The sequence below is a fragment of the Bradyrhizobium sp. CCBAU 45389 genome (genome assembly GCF_028128625.1).
Classification (GTDB): domain Bacteria; phylum Pseudomonadota; class Alphaproteobacteria; order Rhizobiales; family Xanthobacteraceae; genus Bradyrhizobium; species Bradyrhizobium liaoningense_B.
The window spans coordinates 62,140-79,912 of record NZ_LBIY01000098.1 but is presented as its reverse complement, the minus strand read 5'-3'; the positions used below and the strand labels follow the sequence as shown (position 1 = coordinate 79,912).

13 protein-coding genes are annotated in these 17,773 nt (G+C 65.9%); 6 read left to right on the top strand and 7 right to left on the bottom strand.

The genetic code is table 11. From position 1 onward, the window contains the following. Positions 1–28 precede the first annotated feature (28 nt). A complete protein-coding gene (locus XH79_RS36415) occupies positions 29–5,812 on the bottom strand; it encodes a negative regulator of septation ring formation (protein ID WP_212342895.1) in 5,784 nt (1,927 codons plus the stop codon). A 397-nt stretch (positions 5,813–6,209) separates the two neighbouring features. Between XH79_RS36415 and XH79_RS36410 the strand changes: the two genes are divergently transcribed. Both XH79_RS36410 and XH79_RS36405 read left to right on the top strand, forming a co-directional pair. After that, positions 6,210–6,584 (top strand): Hpt domain-containing protein, encoded by a 375-nt coding sequence (locus XH79_RS36410; protein WP_212342896.1) that lies wholly within the window; start codon positions 6,210–6,212, stop codon positions 6,582–6,584. Between the two features lie 173 nt (positions 6,585–6,757). Beyond that, entirely contained in the window at positions 6,758–7,078 is a 321-nt protein-coding gene (locus tag XH79_RS36405; RefSeq protein ID WP_018642875.1) for a 2Fe-2S iron-sulfur cluster-binding protein, read from the top strand. Between the two features lie 16 nt (positions 7,079–7,094). Here the strand turns inward: XH79_RS36405 and XH79_RS36400 are convergent, their stop codons facing one another. Then, the gene (locus tag XH79_RS36400) at positions 7,095–7,562 is read right to left on the bottom strand and encodes an acyl-CoA thioesterase (RefSeq protein ID WP_271584804.1); all 468 of its coding nucleotides are present in this window, start codon (positions 7,560–7,562) and stop codon (positions 7,095–7,097) included. Positions 7,563–7,744: 182 nt separating this feature from the next. Here XH79_RS36400 and XH79_RS36395 point away from each other — a divergent pair, with 182 nt between their 5' ends. Together XH79_RS36395 and XH79_RS36390 are read left to right on the top strand one after the other, a co-directional pair. After that, a complete protein-coding gene (locus tag XH79_RS36395; protein ID WP_271584803.1) occupies positions 7,745–8,773 on the top strand; it encodes an NAD(P)/FAD-dependent oxidoreductase in 1,029 nt (342 codons plus the stop codon). A 156-nt stretch (positions 8,774–8,929) separates the two neighbouring features. Further along, on the top strand, positions 8,930–9,529 hold the full coding sequence (locus XH79_RS36390) for a DUF2147 domain-containing protein (protein ID WP_212342899.1): 600 nt from the start codon (positions 8,930–8,932) through the stop codon (positions 9,527–9,529). Between the two features lie 200 nt (positions 9,530–9,729). Here the strand turns inward: XH79_RS36390 and XH79_RS36385 are convergent, their stop codons facing one another. Further along, positions 9,730–10,854, bottom strand: coding sequence for a hypothetical protein (locus tag XH79_RS36385; protein ID WP_271584802.1), 1,125 nt, complete (start codon positions 10,852–10,854; stop codon positions 9,730–9,732). Between the two features lie 370 nt (positions 10,855–11,224). On the opposite strand from XH79_RS36385, the gene XH79_RS36380 reads away from it, so the two are divergent. Further along, positions 11,225–11,581, top strand: coding sequence for a hypothetical protein (locus XH79_RS36380; protein WP_212342901.1), 357 nt, complete (start codon positions 11,225–11,227; stop codon positions 11,579–11,581). 9 nt (positions 11,582–11,590) lie between these two features. Here the strand turns inward: XH79_RS36380 and XH79_RS36375 are convergent, their stop codons facing one another. From XH79_RS36375 to XH79_RS36360, 4 genes are all read right to left on the bottom strand, one after another. After that, the gene (locus XH79_RS36375) at positions 11,591–13,846 is read right to left on the bottom strand and encodes a TonB-dependent siderophore receptor (protein WP_271584801.1); all 2,256 of its coding nucleotides are present in this window, start codon (positions 13,844–13,846) and stop codon (positions 11,591–11,593) included. A gap of 191 nt (positions 13,847–14,037) precedes the next feature. Beyond that, a complete protein-coding gene (locus XH79_RS36370; protein WP_271584800.1) occupies positions 14,038–14,307 on the bottom strand; it encodes a hypothetical protein in 270 nt (89 codons plus the stop codon). Between the two features lie 193 nt (positions 14,308–14,500). Continuing rightward, complete coding sequence (locus XH79_RS36365) at positions 14,501–15,865, bottom strand: sensor histidine kinase (protein WP_271584799.1); 1,365 nt, start codon at positions 15,863–15,865, stop codon at positions 14,501–14,503. Beyond that, positions 15,862–16,827: a response regulator transcription factor gene (locus XH79_RS36360; protein ID WP_271584798.1), complete on the bottom strand. Its 966-nt coding sequence runs from the start codon at positions 16,825–16,827 to the stop codon at positions 15,862–15,864. The genes XH79_RS36365 and XH79_RS36360 overlap by 4 nt, the downstream gene beginning before the upstream one ends. Positions 16,828–16,884: 57 nt before the next feature. Here XH79_RS36360 and XH79_RS36355 point away from each other — a divergent pair, with 57 nt between their 5' ends. Beyond that, complete coding sequence (locus XH79_RS36355; RefSeq protein WP_271584797.1) at positions 16,885–17,772, top strand: MipA/OmpV family protein; 888 nt, start codon at positions 16,885–16,887, stop codon at positions 17,770–17,772. Position 17,773: the final 1 nt, after the last annotated feature.

The following is a 17,773-nucleotide window of genomic DNA, read 5'->3' as shown; positions in this document are numbered from 1 at the left end:
TCCCTGTTCGTCAGTCGCTATTGCCGTCTCATCCCAGCCGGCCCGCCGCGTGGGCGAGCAGGGTGTACACCAGACCCGTCTCCGAGGTCAGGTGGCCGCGCAGCTCCTGCGGGCCGCGGCCGTCGCGGGCGACTTCGTCGAGCAGGCGCTCGAACTCGGCGACGTAGCGGTCGACCGTGCCCTTGAAGTTGCGGTCGGCGCGGTACTTGCGGGCGACCTCGTCAAAGGCCTTCTGGCCGGCGGGCGTGTAGAGGCGCTTGGTGAAGGCCTTGTTCTCGCCGCGCTGGTAGCGGTCCCACATCTCGGCGGCGAGGTTGCGATCCATCAGCCGGCCGATGTCGAGCGACAGCGATTCCAGCGGATTGCCGCTGCTCTGCGCGGCCTGCGGCTGCGGTGCAGGGGCAGCAGCACGGCCACGGGCAGCCTCACGGCCGTTCGGAGCGCCCTGATTGGCGTCCGTGCGGTTGAGCAGGTCCGACAGCCAGCCGTCACGGCCCTGGTCGTTGCTGGAAGGCGCGACCGGCGGCGCTTCGGTACGGCGCGAGGGAGCGGGCATGCCGAGGTCCGGCGGCGGCAGCGTCGAGGCGCTGCCGGTGTCGCGCATGCGGGTCTCGGTCGCCCGGACGCCGACGGTCGCCATGATCGGCTCTTCCTGACGCTGGACGGCGACAGAAGCGCGGCCCGCCGTCGATACGTCGAGGCCGCGGCCATGCTGGGCCACGATGCGGTTGAGCTCGGCGAGGGCCTCGATCTGGTCGACGATCACCTTGCGCATCTGCGCAGTGCTCTCGGCGGCCTCCTGCGGCATCTCGAGCACGCCGCGACGCAGCTCGTTGCGGGTGGCCTCCAGCTCGTTGTGCATCTCGAACGCCATCTGCTTCATGCTGGCGACGAGGTTGCCGAACTTCTCGGCCGACTGCTTGAACATCGTATCCGCCTCGTCGGTGGTCTGGCGGTAGATGTCGTGCATGGCGTCGATAGTCTGGCGGTGCTCCTCTTCGGAAGCCACACGCACCGCCTCGAACTGGCGGGTGATCGCGGCCGAGCCTGCGCCGGCGGTCTCGGCGACGACCCGGGCGATGTCGCGGGCACGCTCTTCGGCCGCGGCCAGCGATTCATCGAGCAGGCCGGTGAAGCGCGACAGCCGCTGGTCGAGATCGGCCGTGCGCAGGTCGATCGTGGTGACGAGCGATTCCAGCGCCTGCTTGCGCTCGGCGAGCGAGGCGGTGGTGTTCTTGTTGCTCTGCTCCACGACCTGCGCGGCATCGACCAGCGCCTTGCCGTGCTTGTCGAACTGAACCGACAGCTCGCCGAGATCCTGGAGCGCCTTCGTGGTCTTGCTGTTGAACACGTTGAGCTGGTCTTCCAGGTTCTGCGTCGCCGCGCCGTTGCGCGAGGTGACGTCGTTCATCGCCGAGACGAAATCGGCAACGCGCGTCACCAGCGCCCGCTCCAGCGAGTTGAGGTTGTCGTGCGCACCGGTCAGCACCTCCTGGAGCAGGATGTTGCCTTCGCGCAGACGCTCGAACAGGGCGACCGTATCGGTGCGCAGGATCTTGCTGGTCTCCTGCATCTCGGTGACGGCCGCGATCGAGACCTGGCGCGACTGGTCGATCGCGGAACGCGAGGCCTGCTCGAGGTCCTTGAGCGACTTGCCGACCGCGCTCGTGGCGATCTCGCTCGCCGCATTGATGGTGCGGGCGACTTCCGAGCCGTTGCCCATCATGGTCTGCGAGAACGCATGGCCGCGCGTCTCGATCGACTTCAGCGCGTCTGAGGTGACGCGGTCGATGTCGAGCGTGAGCTGGCTGGTCTTGGAGCCGATCGCATCGACCAGCGAGCCGCGCTTGGCGTCGATCATGTTCGACAGACGGTCGGCCTGCTGCTGCACGTAGGTGACGATCTCGTCGGTCTTGCCGGTCATGGCCTGGCCGAAGCTGGAGCTGGCGGCGAGCACCGAGCGCTCGACGTCGGCCGAGCTCGACTTGACCCGCGAGCTCGCCTCGTTGGAGGCGGAGATCAGCGCGTTCTGGGCGTTGAGCGCGCTGGCCTGGATGTCGCTGGTCGCATTGGCCGTCGCCGTGCTCAGGGCGCGCTCGATCTCGGTCGAGATCGTGCGGATCTGGCTCGCGGCATCCGCCGAGGTCGAGGTCAGCGAGGTCTGGGCCTCACGCGCGCTGTTGAGGATGGTCGAGGCGGTGTCGGCGCCGACCGAAGTCAGCGTGCGCTCGATATCCGTGGTCAGCGACTTGATCTGGCTGGCCGCATCGGTCGACGCGGAGATCAGAGTGCCCTGGGCTTCGCGCACGCCGCTGGTGAGCGCCTCGATGGTGGCGCCGCCGGCGGTCGCCAGCGCGCGCTGCATCTCGGCCGCGAGCGAACGGACCTGGCCGGTCTGTTCTGCGGAGACAGCAAGAAGGGTGCTCTGGGCGTCGCGGGCGCTGATCGTAATGGTCTCGGCGGTCGTTTGGCCAGCCTGCGAGAGCGAACGATGCACCTCGGCCGCGAGCGACTTGACCTGGCTTGCCGCATCCGAGGACGCCGTGACCAGCGTGCTCTGGGCTTCGCGGGCGCCGGTCATGATGGTCTCGGCCGTCGCGGTGCCCGCCATCGTGAGCGAGCGCTGCACGTCCGAGGACAGCGCCTTGATCTGGTTGGCGGTCTCGCTCGAGGCCGCGATCAGCGCGCTCTGCGCATCGCGGGCGCCGGCGGTGATCGATTCCGCCGTGGTGGCGCCGGCCATCGAGAGCGAACGCTGCACGTCGGCGGTGAGCGTCTTGACGTGGTTGGCCGCGTCCGAGGACGCCGTGACGAGCGAGGTCTGCACCTCGCGCGCGCCAGCCAGGATCGAGGCCGCGGTGGCAGAACCCGCCGCCGACAGCGTGCGCTCGACGTCGGCCGCGAGCCCCTTGATCTGGCTGGAGGCATCGCCCGAGGCCGCGACCAGGGTCGACTGCGCTTCGCGGGCGCTGGACAGGATCGAGTTGGCGGCGCCGGTGCCGACCGCGGTCAGCGCGCGCTCGACCTCGACGGAGGTCATCTTGAGCTGGGCGTTGACGTCGGAGGAGACCGTCATCAGCGACTGCTGGGCGGTACGCGCACCGGTCTGGATCGTCTCGCTGGTGTTGACGACGAGGTTGGTGAGCGAGCGCTCGGCGTCCTCGACGTGCGAACGGATCGCGGTCGAGATCATCTCCGCGCGGGACATCATGTCCTCGCTGGCCTGGCGGCCGCTGCTCTCGATGCGGCCGGCGACGGCCTCGACGCGCGAGCCGAGCAGGTCCTCGAACTGCGCCACGCGCACGTCGATGTCGTTGGCGACCGAGCCGACCTTGGTCTCGATGGCCTGGTGGATGTCCTGGAAGCGCGCCGTGACCGTGTCGGTCAGGTGCGTGCTGCGGCCGTCGATGATCTCGGTGACGCCGGTGATGCGGCGGTCGACCGCCTCGATCGCCTGCGCGGTGCCGTCGGTAAGCGTCGAGGTCAGCAGCGTGAGGCGCGTGTCGATCGACTGCACGGCCTGCGAGGCGCCGTTGGTCACGGCGGTGGTGAGGTAGGTGAGGCGGGAGTCGATGGATTCGAGCGCCTGCGTCGCGCCGCCCGTCAGCGTCGTCGTGAGGTGCGTCAGGCGGGTGTCGATCGACTGGATGGTCTGCGACGCGCCATCGGTCAGCGAACTCGTGAGGTGGTTGAGGCGCCCGTCGATCGTATCGATGGTCTGCGCTGCGCCGTCGGTGAGCGACGTCGTGAGGTGAGCGAGGCGGGACTCGATGGATTCGAGCGCCTGCGTCGCGCCACCCGTCAGCGTTGTCGTAAGGTGGGTCAGGCGGGTATCGATCGACTGGATCGCCTGCGCGGCACCGTCGGTGAGCGACGTCGACAGCGTGTTGAGGCGGCCGTCGATGGTCTCCGTCACCGACCTGGCGCGGGTGTCGAACGACTGCTCGAGCGCGGCGACGCGGCCGATGAGCTGGTCGTCGAAGGTCTTGATATGGCCTTCGATCGTGCCGTCGAGGCCGGCGATCTTGCCGTTCAGCGAGCTATCGAGGTGGTTGACGCGTTCGCCGATCGTGGTCTCGAACTGCACCAGGCGCTGGTCGAGCAGGGCCGTGATCTCGCCGCCGTTGGAGGTGAAGCGGGTGTCGAAATTGTCGACATAGGTCTTCAGCGACTCATGGATATCCTGGGTGCGCTGGCCCATGCGCTCGACGATCTCGCCGCCGAACGTCTTCACGGTACGGTCGAACTCGGAGATGTGGCGGGTGATCAGCGCGCCCAGCGTGCCGGAGTCGCGGGCGAACTTCTCGACCAGCTCGGTGCCCTGGTTCTTCACCAGCTCGTCGAAGGCGCTCATCTGCAGCGACAGCGAGTCGTGCGCGGTCTCGGTCTGGCTCACGACCTTGGCGACGAGGGTGTTGACGGTGGCGTCGAGCGCCTCGCTGGCCTTGTCGCCGCTCGTCATGATGTGGTTGGCGAGGCGGCTGCCGGCGTCGTCGATCTTGGCGGAGAGGTCGTTGGAGCGCAGCTCGAGCTCGAGCAGCAGCGAATCCGACGAGTTCTTCAAGGAGTCGTGCACCTGCTCGGTGCGCTCGGAGATGCCGTCGACGATCGCGGCGGAGCGCTGCTCGAACTCGCCGGTGATGCGGTCGATGCGCTCGTTCAGCATCTCGTGGACGCGGTCGGCGAGGTCGACGAACTCGTCGTGGACGTGGCCGGTCTTGAAGTTGAGGCTGGTGGTCAGCCGCTCGCTGGCGTCGAGCACGGCGCGCGTGGTCTCGTTGCTGGCTTCCTCGAGGCGGTCGAGCAGGTCGCCGCCGCGCTCGCCGAGCGCCAGGATCATGTTGTCGCCGGCATTGCTCAAGGCGCTGGTGATGTGGGCGCCGCGCTCTTCGAGCGCGCCGGTGATGGACTTGGCGACCTCGTCGACGCGCGAGGCGATCGCGTCCGAGATCAACGCGATGTCGTGGCGCAGATCGATCTGCACGCCGGAGATGGCGCTGCGGACCTGCTCGGCCTGGCCGACCAGGTTGTCGCGCTGATGGGCGATGTCCTGGAGCAGGGCGCGGATGCGCACCTCGTTGTCGCTATAGGCGCGCTCGAGCGCGGCGACCTCGTTGGCGACCAACGTCTCCAGCTCGCCGGCGCGTGCAATCGCGCGCTCGATGCCGTCGCCCATCGCCGCGACCTCGCGGCGGATGGCCTGGCCGACGGTGACCATGGAATCGGAGGCCGAGCCTTCGGGCTCGGAGAAGCGGATCGCGACCTGCGCCATCGCCTGCGCGATCATGCGCATTTCCTGGCCGCGCCAGACGAGGCTCGCCAGGAAGTAGAACAGCATGATCGGCGCGAAGAACATCGCGATCAGGCCGGCGATGACGAGCACGCCGCCGCTCTGGCCCATGGCGGCCTGGATCGAGGGCAGGAAGCCGACCGTCAGCGCGGCGCAGGCGGCGAGCCAGACGCCGGCGAAGATGGTGGCGAAGGTGTAGACGCTGCGGGCAGGGCGGCCCCTCTGAAGCGCCTGGAGCAGCTGGCCGATGGTCTCGCGGTCGTCATTGGCAGCGCGGCGTGTGGTGCGCGGCTCCTCGACCGGGTCGAACACGGTCGACCGTTCGTTGGCAGCGGGGCGCGGCTCGAAGCTCGGATCGTCGAAGACCGGGGGCGCCGGAGGCTCCACCGCAGGCGCCGTTTCGCTCCGCATCGAGGCGTTGCGGCTGGTGTCCGTAGCGGTGTCGCTGATGTTCAGGGCTTCCTGGATCGCAGAAAGCGCAACTTCTGTGGGGTCTTTGACCTTCTTGGGAGTGTTCGCCATGTTCAGTCCGAGCCCTCGTTACTTGTACACGCCCCCCGCGAGCCCTGCGCGCTACGCAAGCCCACAGACCGGATCATGCCGCTTATGCGGATCTCCGAGCCGTCCCCACCCGGACGGCTTGTCCGCCAATTTCCGCAACATCCTATTGGCAGAGCGTGGCGAATGAAATGCCCGCGATTAAGACAATCTTAATCATCGTTAACAGGATCGCGCCGTAACGCCTTAGCAATAAATGAAATTCTCCACGGAACTCGGCCAATTGCGGCGACTTTTCGTCAATAAACCGGCAGAATTACGTAAACCAGCCCAAACATTTCGTTAACCATTTTCGTGCTTGGCTGGGGCGAACCGTACCGCCGGACCGGCGGAACCATCGCGCGATGCCGGGGCCTTCGCCATGACGCCTGAACTGCAACGGATGGACTGGATGCCCTCGCCCCCGCTTGCGCCCATCGACAGCCCGCTCGATCTCGATCACCTCTCCCGGATGACGCTCGGCGACGCTGAACTGGAACAGGAAGTGCTCGCGATGTTCGCCGAGCAGGCTGTCCGCCTGCTCGCCGCGATGGCGGCCCTGCCGGCCGACACCGGCGCGCTCGCACACAAGCTCAAGGGCTCGGCCCGCGGGATCGGCGCCTTTGCGGTGGCCGACGCTGCCGCCAGCCTCGAGACGGCGGTCCGGACCGGCCACGACCGGCTCCATGCGCTTGCCGCGCTGAAAGAGGCGGTGGCCGAGGTCCGTGCCGCGATCGCGGCGATCCTGAAGCATTAGGCGGGCGCCCCACAAATATGGGGCCTGCGCACTAGCCGTTTGATTTGACGCGTTTTCTGCGCGCGAACCGGGATCCACGCCTCTCGAAAACGCTATGGCGCCGGGCTAACCGACCCGTTATAGGACAGCCCAGACCCTCCTTCATTCCCAACATCGCGGCAGCACGAGCACACATGGCCAAGATTCACTTTGTCGACCACAAGGGCGAAACCCGCACGGTGGAAATCGAGAACGGCGCGACCGTGATGGAAGCCGCCATCCGCAACAGCATTCCCGGCATCGAAGCCGAATGCGGCGGCGCCTGTGCCTGCGCGACCTGCCATGTCTATGTCGACGAAGCCTGGCGCGAGAAGGTCGGCAGCCCGACGCCGATGGAAGAGGACATGCTGGATTTCGGCTTCGACGTGCGCCCGAACTCGCGCCTGTCCTGCCAGATCAAGGTCTCCGACGACCTCGACGGGCTGGTCGTGGCGACGCCGGAACGCCAGGCCTGATCGTCCCTCGATATTACTAGGTGCTCGGCGGCGCGACCACGACGCCGCGCTTGTGCCAGGGTCTGAACTTCTCGATCACCTCTGCGGTCAGCGGTGTCGGCCGGCGCGTTGCCTCGTCGAGCAGGACGCCGACGGAGGTCGCTGACGCAATGCACGTCCCGTTCGAGAACACGACCTGCTCGAAGGTCACGGAGGTTCGTCCGAGCCTCACGACGCCGAGGCCGAGCTCGATCGTGTTCGGCCAGTGCAGCTCGGCGCGAAAATGCATGTCGAGCCGCACCATGATCCAGGCGAGGCCCGGCGGGGTCAGCCCGTATTCGGGAAGCTTCATCAGCGTGACACGGCCGGTCTCGAAATAGGTGGCGTAGACCGCGTTGTTGACGTGCTGGTTCGGATCAAGGTCGCCGAACCGGACATTGTCACTGAGGCGGAACGGAAAGTCCTCAAGGCGCGGCGTCGTGTCGAGGCGGGCTGGTGCGTTCACCGATTGATCTCCGTCATATCCGTCCTCGTTACAGCCCAGTTATTTTGGCCCGGCAAGTGGGTGCGGCTGCGGGGCGATCCCGCTTTTATGCCTTCCCTGTTCCATCCCCGTTGGCTAGACAGGCAGGGTCACCTCTGCCCAACGGGCGCCGTCCAACCGATAACGACCGATAAAGAGACGACATGAGCGACGTGATCAAAACCGATGTGCTGATTATTGGCGCCGGCCCCTGCGGTCTGTTCGCCGCCTTCGAGCTCGGCCTTCTCGACATGAAGGCGCATTTCGTCGACATCCTCGACAAGGTCGGCGGCCAGTGCGCCGAGCTCTATCCGGAAAAGCCGATCTACGACATTCCCGGCATCCCGCACGTTTCGGGGCAGGGGCTCACCGACGCGCTGATGGAGCAGATCAAGCCGTTCCACCCGACCTTCCATCTCGGCGAGATGATCGAGACCGTGGAGAAGATCGGCGATCCCGCGTTCCGCTGCACCACGGACGCCGGCAAGGTGTTCGAATGCAAGGTGGTGGTGATCGCCGCCGGCGGCGGCTCGTTCCAGCCCAAGCGCCCGCCGGTGCCGGGGATCGAGGCCTATGAAGGCACCTCGGTGCACTACGCCGTGCGCAAGATGGAGACATTCCGCGACAAGAACGTGCTGATCGTCGGCGGCGGCGATTCCGCGCTGGACTGGACGCTCAACCTGCATCCGCTCGCCAAGCGCATCACGCTGCTGCACCGGCGCGACGAGTTTCGCGCAGCCCCGCACAGCGTCGAGCAGATGCGCGCGCTGGTGGCCGGCGGCAAGATGGATCTGCGGCTCGGCCAGGTCACCGCGCTCTCCGGCGCCGACGGCAAGCTCACCGGTGCAACCGTGAAGGGCAACGACAACAGCATCACGGAGGTCGCCTGCGACACCATGCTGCCGTTCTTCGGGCTGACCATGAAGCTCGGCCCGGTCGCGAACTGGGGCATTGCGCTCGAGAACAACCTCGTGCCGGTCGAGACGTCGGCGTTCGAAACCAACGTGTCAGGCATCTTCGCCATCGGCGACATCAACACCTATCCCGGCAAGATCAAGCTGATCCTGTGCGGCTTCCACGAGGGCGCGCTGATGTCGCAAAAAGCCCATCGTTATGTCTATCCGGATAAGCGGCTCGTGTTCCAGTACACGACCTCGTCGTCCAGCCTGCAAAAGAAGCTCGGAGTCAACTGACGCCGAGGGGGCGGCAAGGCGATGCCCCATGTTTCTGGTGCTGGAACCGTTCGCGAAATCGCCGTAGTGTGCGGCCATTCCGGTCTTGGCTTAGGATAGTCTTGGCTTGACAAAGTCTTGGCACAGCAAGGCGATTGGCTCAGCAAGGTGATGATAATGCGGACTCTCATTTCCAGCTTTCGGCTGCTCCCCTTCCTCGCGCTTGCGCTGTTGCTCGGCGCATCGAACCCGTCCGCGGCGCAGACCGCGGAGCCGACGGCCGCGGGCCTCTGGCAGAAGGTCGAGGACGGCAAGACGGTGGGATGGTTCCTCTTCATCGATCGCAGCGGCATCTTCGAAGGCGTGATCGCAAAAACCTTCCCGCGGCCCGGCGACGATCCGAACGAGGTCTGCAGCAAGTGCACCGACGATCGCAAGAATGCGCCGGTGCTCGGCATCTCCTTCGTCCGCAACATGAAGCGCGAGGGATTGAAGTACGAAGGCGGCAACGTGCTCAATCCGCGCGACGGCCAGATCTGGAAGGCCAACATGAAGGTCAGTCCCGATGGACAGACGCTGACGCTGCGCGGCTATCTCGGCTTCTCGCTGCTCGGCAAGGACGAGACCTGGACGCGCCTGCCCGACACCAACATCGCCCAGGTCGATCCCGCCATCGTCGCGAAATATTTGCCGGCGCAGGCCGCCGCGACCAAGCCCGCACCCGCGCCTGCGGCCAAGAAGGGCGGCGCGATGATGGCGCCGGCGCCGAAGCAGTAGGGATTTTCGCGCGACCGTTGTCGTCGCAGCCGTCGCTCCACCCACCAGTGTCATTCCCCGCGAAAGCGGGGAATCCAGTACGCCGCGGCTTCTCCGTATCCTCGCACTGTCTCTGGAATACTGGATCGCCCGATCAAGTCGGGCGATGACAGCTGAGTGTGTGGCTCGCGCGTGCCTTGATCTCGCGGGCTACCAGACCGTCAATATGTCCGCGCCTTCTTGCACGGCGCGTAGAAGGTGCCGTTGCCGGCGACGACACGCTCGAGGCACTGCCGGGGATCGGTGATCTCGCCGTCGACCTGGAAATAATAGGCCTGCGATCCCAGGCTCAGGACGTAATGCCCCGGCGCCAGATCGAGCCCCGAATCTCCGGCGTGGAGTTCATGCATCTCGGCCTTCCCCGGAATCGGCGAGACCCGGAACGGATAGGAGAAGTTGCGGATCACCCCGACATCCTCTCCGCCACCGAGCGCCTTGCCGGCGGCGTCGCTGGAAAACTCCCTGGCGATCTTCGCCACCACCCGAACCTCGACGCGTTCGGGAATGGCGTTCGCGACATCGCGGCGGAAGACGATGAACTTGACGCGGCCGTTCGGCAGATGCGGCCGATCGGGCTTCCTGAACTCCGGTGAAATCGCAATCCGCATGTCCGGCGCCATCACGCCGGTCGCGGTCAACTCCGTCAGCGACTTGTCGTCGATCAGGGCGTAGATGCCGTAGTCGGTCGGAAGCACGCGCGTCGGGGCGGGGGCGGCGGGCGTCACCATCTCCGGCTTGGCGACCGCGATCGTCGTCTCCGGCTTGGGTGCGACCAGCGCGACCTCCGGGGGCTGGGAGGCGATCTGCCGGCGCAGCGCTGCGATATTGTCCCGCTGCGAAACGATCAGGATGACTGCGCTGACGGCAAGCAGGATGGCTGCCGTGCGCTTGATCACCGGCAGCAGCGGGCCCGAGATCGCAGGCAGCTTGCTGCGCGGCCTGCCGACGCCCGATGGCAAGACGGTCGCATCGCCGGACACGAGAAGACCGGCCGCCTCCTTTGACGAGGTGAGTTGCTGCGACGGCAGGCGCTCCAGCGGCGCCTCATCACGCGAGAATTTTTCGACCTCCTCGATGGCGATCTCGAGCGCCCGCTTCATCTGGTCGATGTTTCTGGCGTCGGCGTAGGTGAACTGCTCCTGGAGCTTGTAGCGGGCGAGGTCGTAGACCATCTGCCGCCTGGCGTCCGCGTCGTCCTTCACCGTCTCCAGCATGCGCGAAATCACCAGCGCAAACTGCACCTGGTTTGCGGGCAGATCGGTCGCGTCCTGTGGGCCAGGGAGCAACTCTCTCGAATTCATAGCGCTGCCGGTCCAATGCCAGTCACGCCGTCACCTGATTCTCTAATCGAAACAGCCGGTTAAACAAATGCGATAAGTTTCGCGGCCACGTTCGTACACGTTGAGGTGCAACAAGGAAAGCCTCGAAAATAGCCGCGTCAAATCGCCGGCGCGTCACGCCTGCAGGCATACGCAAGCGTGGGCAACTGTGTGCAGCAGTAGTTCTCCGGAATGCGCGCTGGCGCCGGATTTGCATAGCTTGTCGCAAAGCTGCTGGGGGAGCGAGTCGCCGTCTCACTGCCTGCCGCCAACGTGCGGGAGGCGGGCGGTGGCGCCTGTCCCTCGCGGCGCTGACTTCGATCCGCGGGAAGACGACATGACACTTGCAAGACCGTGTGCGGCCATGATGCTCGGCCTGACCGTGCTGCTGGCGACATCGGCGCTGGCGCGCGACGACGGGCGCTACGCCAATTCGCCGCTCAAACCCTGGTTCGAGAGCCTGCACAGCGCGTACGGGCAGTGCTGCTCGGATGCCGACGGCTATGTGGTCGCCGACGTCGACTGGGAATCCGACCAAGGGCGCTATCGCGTCCATCTCGACGGCGAATGGGTCGTGGTGCCGGAGGGAGCCGTGATCACCGAGCCCAACAAGATCGGCCGCACCATGGTGTGGAAGCACTATGTCGACGGCCACCCGCGCGTGCGCTGCTTCATGCCGGGCAGCATGACGTAGAGGTTGCAGCTAGAATCTGTAGGTCACGCTGCCGAGCACGGTGCGGCCGATACCGAGGAAGCAATCGCCGCGCGCCAGGCAGGTGGTGAGGTGGCGCTTGTCGAAGAGATTGCTGGCATTGACCTGCAGCCGCCAGGGACCGGTCTCGTAACGGACCAGGGCGTCGAACAGCGTGTAGTCGGGCGTGCGGATGGTGTCGGTGCCGTCCCAGGAGGCGCCGATATAGCGCACGCCGCCGCCGAGCGTGACGCCGGGCAGGCCGAGCTGGGACAGGCGGTACTTCGCCCAGAGCGAGGCCTGGTGATCCGGCACGGTCTCGACATGCTTGCCGGCATTGTCGCCGCTTTCCACGCGGGCATCGAGATAGGTGTAAGCGGCGATCAGGTCGAGGTCCGGCGTGATGCGCGCCAGCACCTCGAGCTCGGCACCGCGGATGCGCACCTTGCCGGTCTGGATCGAGAGCATCGGATTGTCGGGATCGCTGGCGAGCCGGTTTCGCTCGGTGGTGTCGAAAATCGCGCCGTTGATCGCATTGCCGGGCGCCGGATTGTACTTGAAGCCGAGCTCCACCATCTCGCCGCGCTGCGGCGCGCAGGCCCCCGTCGCGCAGACACCGCTGCCGAACACCGGATTGAACGACTGCGCATAGGTCACGTAAGGCGTGACGCCGAACGGCAGTTCGTACATCAGCGCGGCGCGGCCAGTGGTCGCCTGGTAATGCTCGACCGGAGAACCCTGCGTGTCGCTGGTGACGTAGTCGTGGCGCAGGCCCAGCACGGCCAGCCATGGTCCGAGCCGCAACTGGTCCTGAGCGTAGAGGCCGAGCTGGCTCTGGCGGAGATCGGGCTCGGCCGACATGTCCGGCGGCGTGACGCCGGTGTAGACCGGCGCGTAGAGATCGAACGGCGTCGCGTCGTAGCCTGCACCGGACGAAGCGCGCTCCTTGTAGCCGCGGTAGTCGACGCCGAACAGCGTCTTGTGCTGGACGGCGCCGGTTGCAAACTTCAACTCGGCATTGCTGTCCGAGGTGAAGTTGTCCTTGACGCTGTCACGAGCCCAGACATAGCGCGCCACCGTGCGCCGGCTCGCGTCGAGGAACGGATTGTCCGGCGTGGAGTACACGTCCGGATACAGGCCATGATAGATGCCCTCGACATGCGCATAGCGCATGTTCTGCCGGACCGTCAGCGCATCGCTGAAGCGATGCTCGAACAGGCTGGAGACCGCGCCGGTCTCGGTCTGGTAGCGATCCCAGCCCGGCTCGCTGGTGAAACGATTGACCGGAATGAAGCCGTTGGGACCGGGATAGAGCGTGCCTTCGTGGGGCAGAAAGGCCGTGGACGAGCCGGTGGTGTCCTTCTGGTAGGTGCCGAGCACCGTCCAGCTCGTGTTGTTGGTCGGCCGCCAGGTCAGCGACGGCGCCAGCACGATGCGGTCGTCCTTGACGTAGTCGGTCTGCATGTTGCTGTCGCGGAAGACTCCGACGAAACGGTAGAGCCACTCGTCGTCCTTGGTCAGCTTTCCCGTGGAGTCGAGCTGCACCTGCTTGCGGTTGAAGCTCCCGTACTGAACGCCGATTTCGCTGGCGGATTCGGCCTGCGGACGCTTCGAGATCAGGTTCAACAAGCCTGCAGTCGAGGTGTCGCCGTAAAGCACGGAGGAAGGACCGCGCAAGACCTCGATGCGCTCGAGCGTATAGGGCTCGGGCCGCCATTCGTTGAAGTTGAAGGTGTTCACCATACGGGTGCCGTCGAGATAGATGTTCGGGTCCTGGCCGCGAATGCGCGGATAGTCGCCGCGCGAATCCGCGCCGTAGGCGTCGGCGAATACGCCGGGGACGTAGCGCAGCGCCTCCTGCACGGTGGTCGCGCCCTGATCGGTGACGCGGTCCGCGGTCACCACGCTGATCGATTGCGGTGTCTCGCGCAGCGGGGTGTCGGTCTTGGTGCCGGTGCCGCTGCGGGTGGCGACGTAGCCGCGGACGGGCCCTGTCGCGGTCTCCGCGCCGGCGTTAATGCCGGCCGCCTGCGTATTGGCATTGGAGGGCGCCCGTTCGGCCTGACGACGCCGGCTCGCCGCCTGCGCGGCCTGACGGGAACGAGGCGAACGTGAACGCGCTGCCGGCCGCGACGACTGCTCGACCACGACGGCCGGCACCTCCTGCGGCGACGATTGCGCCTCGGCCGGCGCCGCGTCCATCAGGCTTGCCAGCAGCGGCAGCGCTCCTCCGATCAATCCCGCCGTCGTTCTCAGATATGTTGTCATTCGCGACCCCATCATTTGCGGGGCGGACGACTAGCAAGCGCACTCGCGGGCTTGAAGTGCAGGAGGGACGCAATGGTCCTTCAATCATCCGATTTGGAATTAGTATTCATATAAATCGAGCGCGCGCCGGTTGATGTCGGCGCGCGGATGCGTGAATGAGAGAATGGCACGGTGCGCCTGGATGCGACCGCTCAGCGCGCTTCGCTCTGCGCACTCGCGCTCGCAAGCTGCTTGACGCGCGGCGACAGCACCGACACCTGCGCGGGCGAGGCGGGCATGCCGGCGACGATCATCGCGGGCGCGGTCGACTGCTCTTCGACGCCGGCGCCGCCGAGCACCTGGACCTGTGTCGTCGAGATCGGAAACGATTTCACTTCGTAGGAGGGAAGCTCGCTGGCGAATGCAGCGGCCGAGCTGGCAATCATGGCACCGGCAATGGCAATCATCGAGAGAACGCGCATTGGAAAATCTCCGTGAAAGATGTCAATCGGAGGTTTGGTCGCGTTGATGCCGAGGCAGGTTCGCTCGCGTGCGAACATTCCTGTTGCCGTCGGCGCACATATTGGTTGCTTGGTGCGAAAGGATGAAACGAGGAAGAAGTTTTTCGCGCCAATGTTTCCGGACGGTTTCGCGCGCGAAGCCGATGCGCCTCGCTCAGCGCTCTTGCAGATCGAGCTGCGGAGATCTCGCTGCCGTGGTCGCCTCGGGAAAGCACAGGCGCATTGTCGTGCCGCAACCGGGTGCGGAAGAGATGACGAGCTCGCCGCCATGGGCGGCCATGATCTCGCGGACGATCGACAGGCCGAGACCGGCGCCGCCGCCTGCGCTGTTGCCGGTCTGAAACGGCTCCAGCAGCTTGTGCTCCGCGCCGTCGGGCAGGCCTGCGCCGTCATCTTCGACCGATATGCTGCCGCGGCCGAGCGTGGCGACAATGCGTCGCGCGCCACGGGCGTGGATGAGCGCGTTGCCGACGAGATTGGCGAGCGCGCTGCGGATGGCGGCGTCCACGCCCTGCACCAAGAACGGCCCTTCGTCGTCACGTTCCAGCGCAAGCTCGATGCCGGCGTCCAGCGCCGACGGCCCGAAATCGGCCAGCACGTCCAGCGTGATCTCGGCAAGATCGATCGGTCGTTTCTCGATCGCGTGATTTTGCAGGCGCGCGAGGTCGAGCATCGCGGATACCAGCGAGGTGAGGCGGCGAACGTCCCGCACCAGCTCGACCTTCAGGCCCGGATCGGGCACGTCGTCGATCTTCGCGCGCAGCAGCGTGAGCGGCGTGCGGAGCTGATGGGCGGCATTGCCGAGAAAACGGCGCTGCATCCGGATGTAGGCGTCGATCTCGCCGAAGGCGCGGTTGAGCGCCTCGACCAGCGGCTTCAGTTCGCGGGGGACCTCGGACAGCGATATCAGGCCTTGCGGTGCTGCAGGGTCGATCGCGAGCGCGCGATGCGCGACCCGTTCGATGCCGCGTGAGACGAAACGCGCGGCCAGCGCCGCGCCGACGGCAACGGTCGCGGCGAAGGCCAGCGCCAGCAGCATGATTGAGAAGACACTGCGGATGAGAAAATTTCTTGCGATCCGGCCGAACCGGACTTGAGGCTCGCCGACCATCATCGTGAGCTGCAACGAACCTCGTTGCACGACGGCGAGGCAGAAGGTGCTCTTCTGGTCGAGCGTGTTGAAGACCGAGGAGCCGATTGGTCCGTGATAGGGAAATGCGAAGGGGAGGGCGGGGCGGCGTTCGCTGCCGTACTCGCTGACCATGTCGCCTGCGGACACGACGTACCAGAGGTTCGGGCTGTCCGCCTTCAGCTCTTCGAGGGCGCGCGTCGGGCGCACCGTGAGGTTCTGCCCTCCGATATCGGTGGCGCGGTCGAGAACGGCAACCACGACCCGGCAAGCCCTGAACTCGCGCTCCTCCATCGGATAGCGCCACATGAAGAGGCCGAGCATGATCAGGAAAATCGTCGTCGCGGCGATGCCGAGCGACAGCGCAAAGGTCCGTGCGATCGAGGTCATCGCGGCGCTGCCAGCCGCAGGATATAACCGATGCCGCGCATGCTGCGGATCTCGACGTCGCCGCCGAAGGCCGCCAGCTTCTTCCTCAGGCGCGACACCTGCGCTTCGAGCGTGTTGGATTCGATCTCGTCGTCGAAACCGTAGATTTCCTCGATCAGGGCGGCGCGGGTGATGACGCGGTCGCGCCGCATCAGCAGCGCGCCCAGGATCAGCGCCTCGCGCCGCCGCAGCAGTATCTTCCTGTCGGCGACCACGACTTCATTGCTGCCGAGATGCAGCTCGACATTGCCGAGCGACAGCACGGCAGGCGCGAGCAGGCGGGGCCGCCGCAACACGGCGCGCACACGTGCAAGCAGCTCCTGTGGCTCGAACGGCTTGCCGAGATAGTCGTCGGCGCCGCCATTGAGGCCGTCGACGACGTCTTCTTTGGTGTCCTTGGACGTCAGCATGATGATCGCAGGGCGATCCGGTGACTGGCTCAGCGCGGTGACAACCTCGAGTGCATCGCCGTCGGGAAGCATCCGATCGACGATCGCGAGATCATATTTGAAATTGTCCAGCGCCTGACGGGCGTCGGCAACCGAGCCGACGAGATCGACGACGCCGTGCAATTGTCCGAGCAGGCGGCTGATATAGGCGCCGATCTGCGGTTCGTCTTCGATCACGAGCGAGCGCACGCGGGTCGTCCCTGACTCTCCTGGGGCCACAATGCCCCCAACGTTGACGCTCTCTGCCCGAAGTCCGGCGGTTCGGTTCGTGCGCGAGTTCCGTTTAAGGCAGCGAGCTTGGCGAATAAAAGGCAGGAACGAACGGGCTGAGCGGCAGGCGCGGTCAAAACTTGTGGGCGTGAACGCGTCCCGGGCAATGTTCGGGCAATGTTGATCCGGCGGCGCACCCCGCGCGCGGAATGTCGCGGGCACGGTTGCCCGTTGCAATCTTGGGGCAATTTTGCCGGACCACATGCTGGGCTCCTGATCACACAGTCGACTCGGCCTGGAAGGCCGGTCCGGGGCCCTGAAATGAAGCATATTGACGAAGCCGCTCTCCGCCTCACGGTGAAGGCGCGGCGGACGACCGCCTGTCTTGTCGCGCTCGCTGCGATCACGGCGACCGCGCAATCGGCATCGGCGCAGACCGCGTTCACGCTGCCGGCCCCGCCATTCGAGCTGCCGATGCTGCCGTCGCCGTCCGGAAACTGGACCGTCATGGTCGGTATCGGCGGCGAATACACACCTGACTTCGTCGGGTCGAAGAACAGCAAGTTTCTCCCGATTCCGATCTTCACCATTCGTCGCGCCGGATCGATCGACCAGTTTCGCGGTCCGCGCGACAGCGCCAGCATTGCGCTGCTCGACGTCGGCAATTTTCGCGCGGGCCCTGCGTTCAAATATGTCTCCTCGCGCAAGAGCGACAAATATGCCGAGCTGACCGGCCTCGGCGACGTCAAGGCCGCCTACGAGCTCGGCGGCTTCGTCGAATATTATCCGGTGGATTGGCTGCGCCTGCGCAGCGAGTTGCGCCAGGGTTTCGGCGGCCACACCGGCGCAGTGGCCGACGTCTCGGCCGACGTCATCGTGCCGCTAATTCAACGGCTGACGATCTCGGCCGGCCCGCGCTTCACCTGGAGGAGCACCAAGGCGACCGCGCCCTATTTCGGCGTCGACGCCGTGCAAGCGCTGGCATCGGGGTTGCCGATGTACAATGCCAGAGGCGGCGCGCACTCGGTCGGCTTCGGCAGCCAGATCTCCTATCGCATCAATCCGCAGTGGGAGGTCCATGCCTATGTCGAATACGAGAAGCTGCTGGGCGATGCCGCGGACAGCCCGCTGGTGAAGCAGCGGGGATCGTCGAACCAGACCACCGTCGGCCTGGGTGCGTCCTATTCGTTCGATTTCAGGATTCGATGAG

Coding starts and splice junctions, on each gene's coding strand:
- XH79_RS36355 (WP_271584797.1), top strand. CDS start 16,885: ATGAAGCATATTGACGAAGCCGCTCTCCGCCTCACGGTGAAGGCGCGG.
- XH79_RS36395 (WP_271584803.1), top strand. CDS start 7,745: ATGAGCGACGTGATCAAAACCGATGTGCTGATTATTGGCGCCGGCCCC.
- XH79_RS36365 (WP_271584799.1), bottom strand. CDS start 15,865: ATGACCTCGATCGCACGGACCTTTGCGCTGTCGCTCGGCATCGCCGCG.
- XH79_RS36390 (WP_212342899.1), top strand. CDS start 8,930: ATGCGGACTCTCATTTCCAGCTTTCGGCTGCTCCCCTTCCTCGCGCTT.
- XH79_RS36410 (WP_212342896.1), top strand. CDS start 6,210: ATGACGCCTGAACTGCAACGGATGGACTGGATGCCCTCGCCCCCGCTT.
- XH79_RS36415 (WP_212342895.1), bottom strand. CDS start 5,812: ATGGCGAACACTCCCAAGAAGGTCAAAGACCCCACAGAAGTTGCGCTT.
- XH79_RS36380 (WP_212342901.1), top strand. CDS start 11,225: ATGACACTTGCAAGACCGTGTGCGGCCATGATGCTCGGCCTGACCGTG.
- XH79_RS36370 (WP_271584800.1), bottom strand. CDS start 14,307: ATGCGCGTTCTCTCGATGATTGCCATTGCCGGTGCCATGATTGCCAGC.
- XH79_RS36375 (WP_271584801.1), bottom strand. CDS start 13,846: ATGACAACATATCTGAGAACGACGGCGGGATTGATCGGAGGAGCGCTG.
- XH79_RS36360 (WP_271584798.1), bottom strand. CDS start 16,827: ATGTGGTCCGGCAAAATTGCCCCAAGATTGCAACGGGCAACCGTGCCC.
- XH79_RS36405 (WP_018642875.1), top strand. CDS start 6,758: ATGGCCAAGATTCACTTTGTCGACCACAAGGGCGAAACCCGCACGGTG.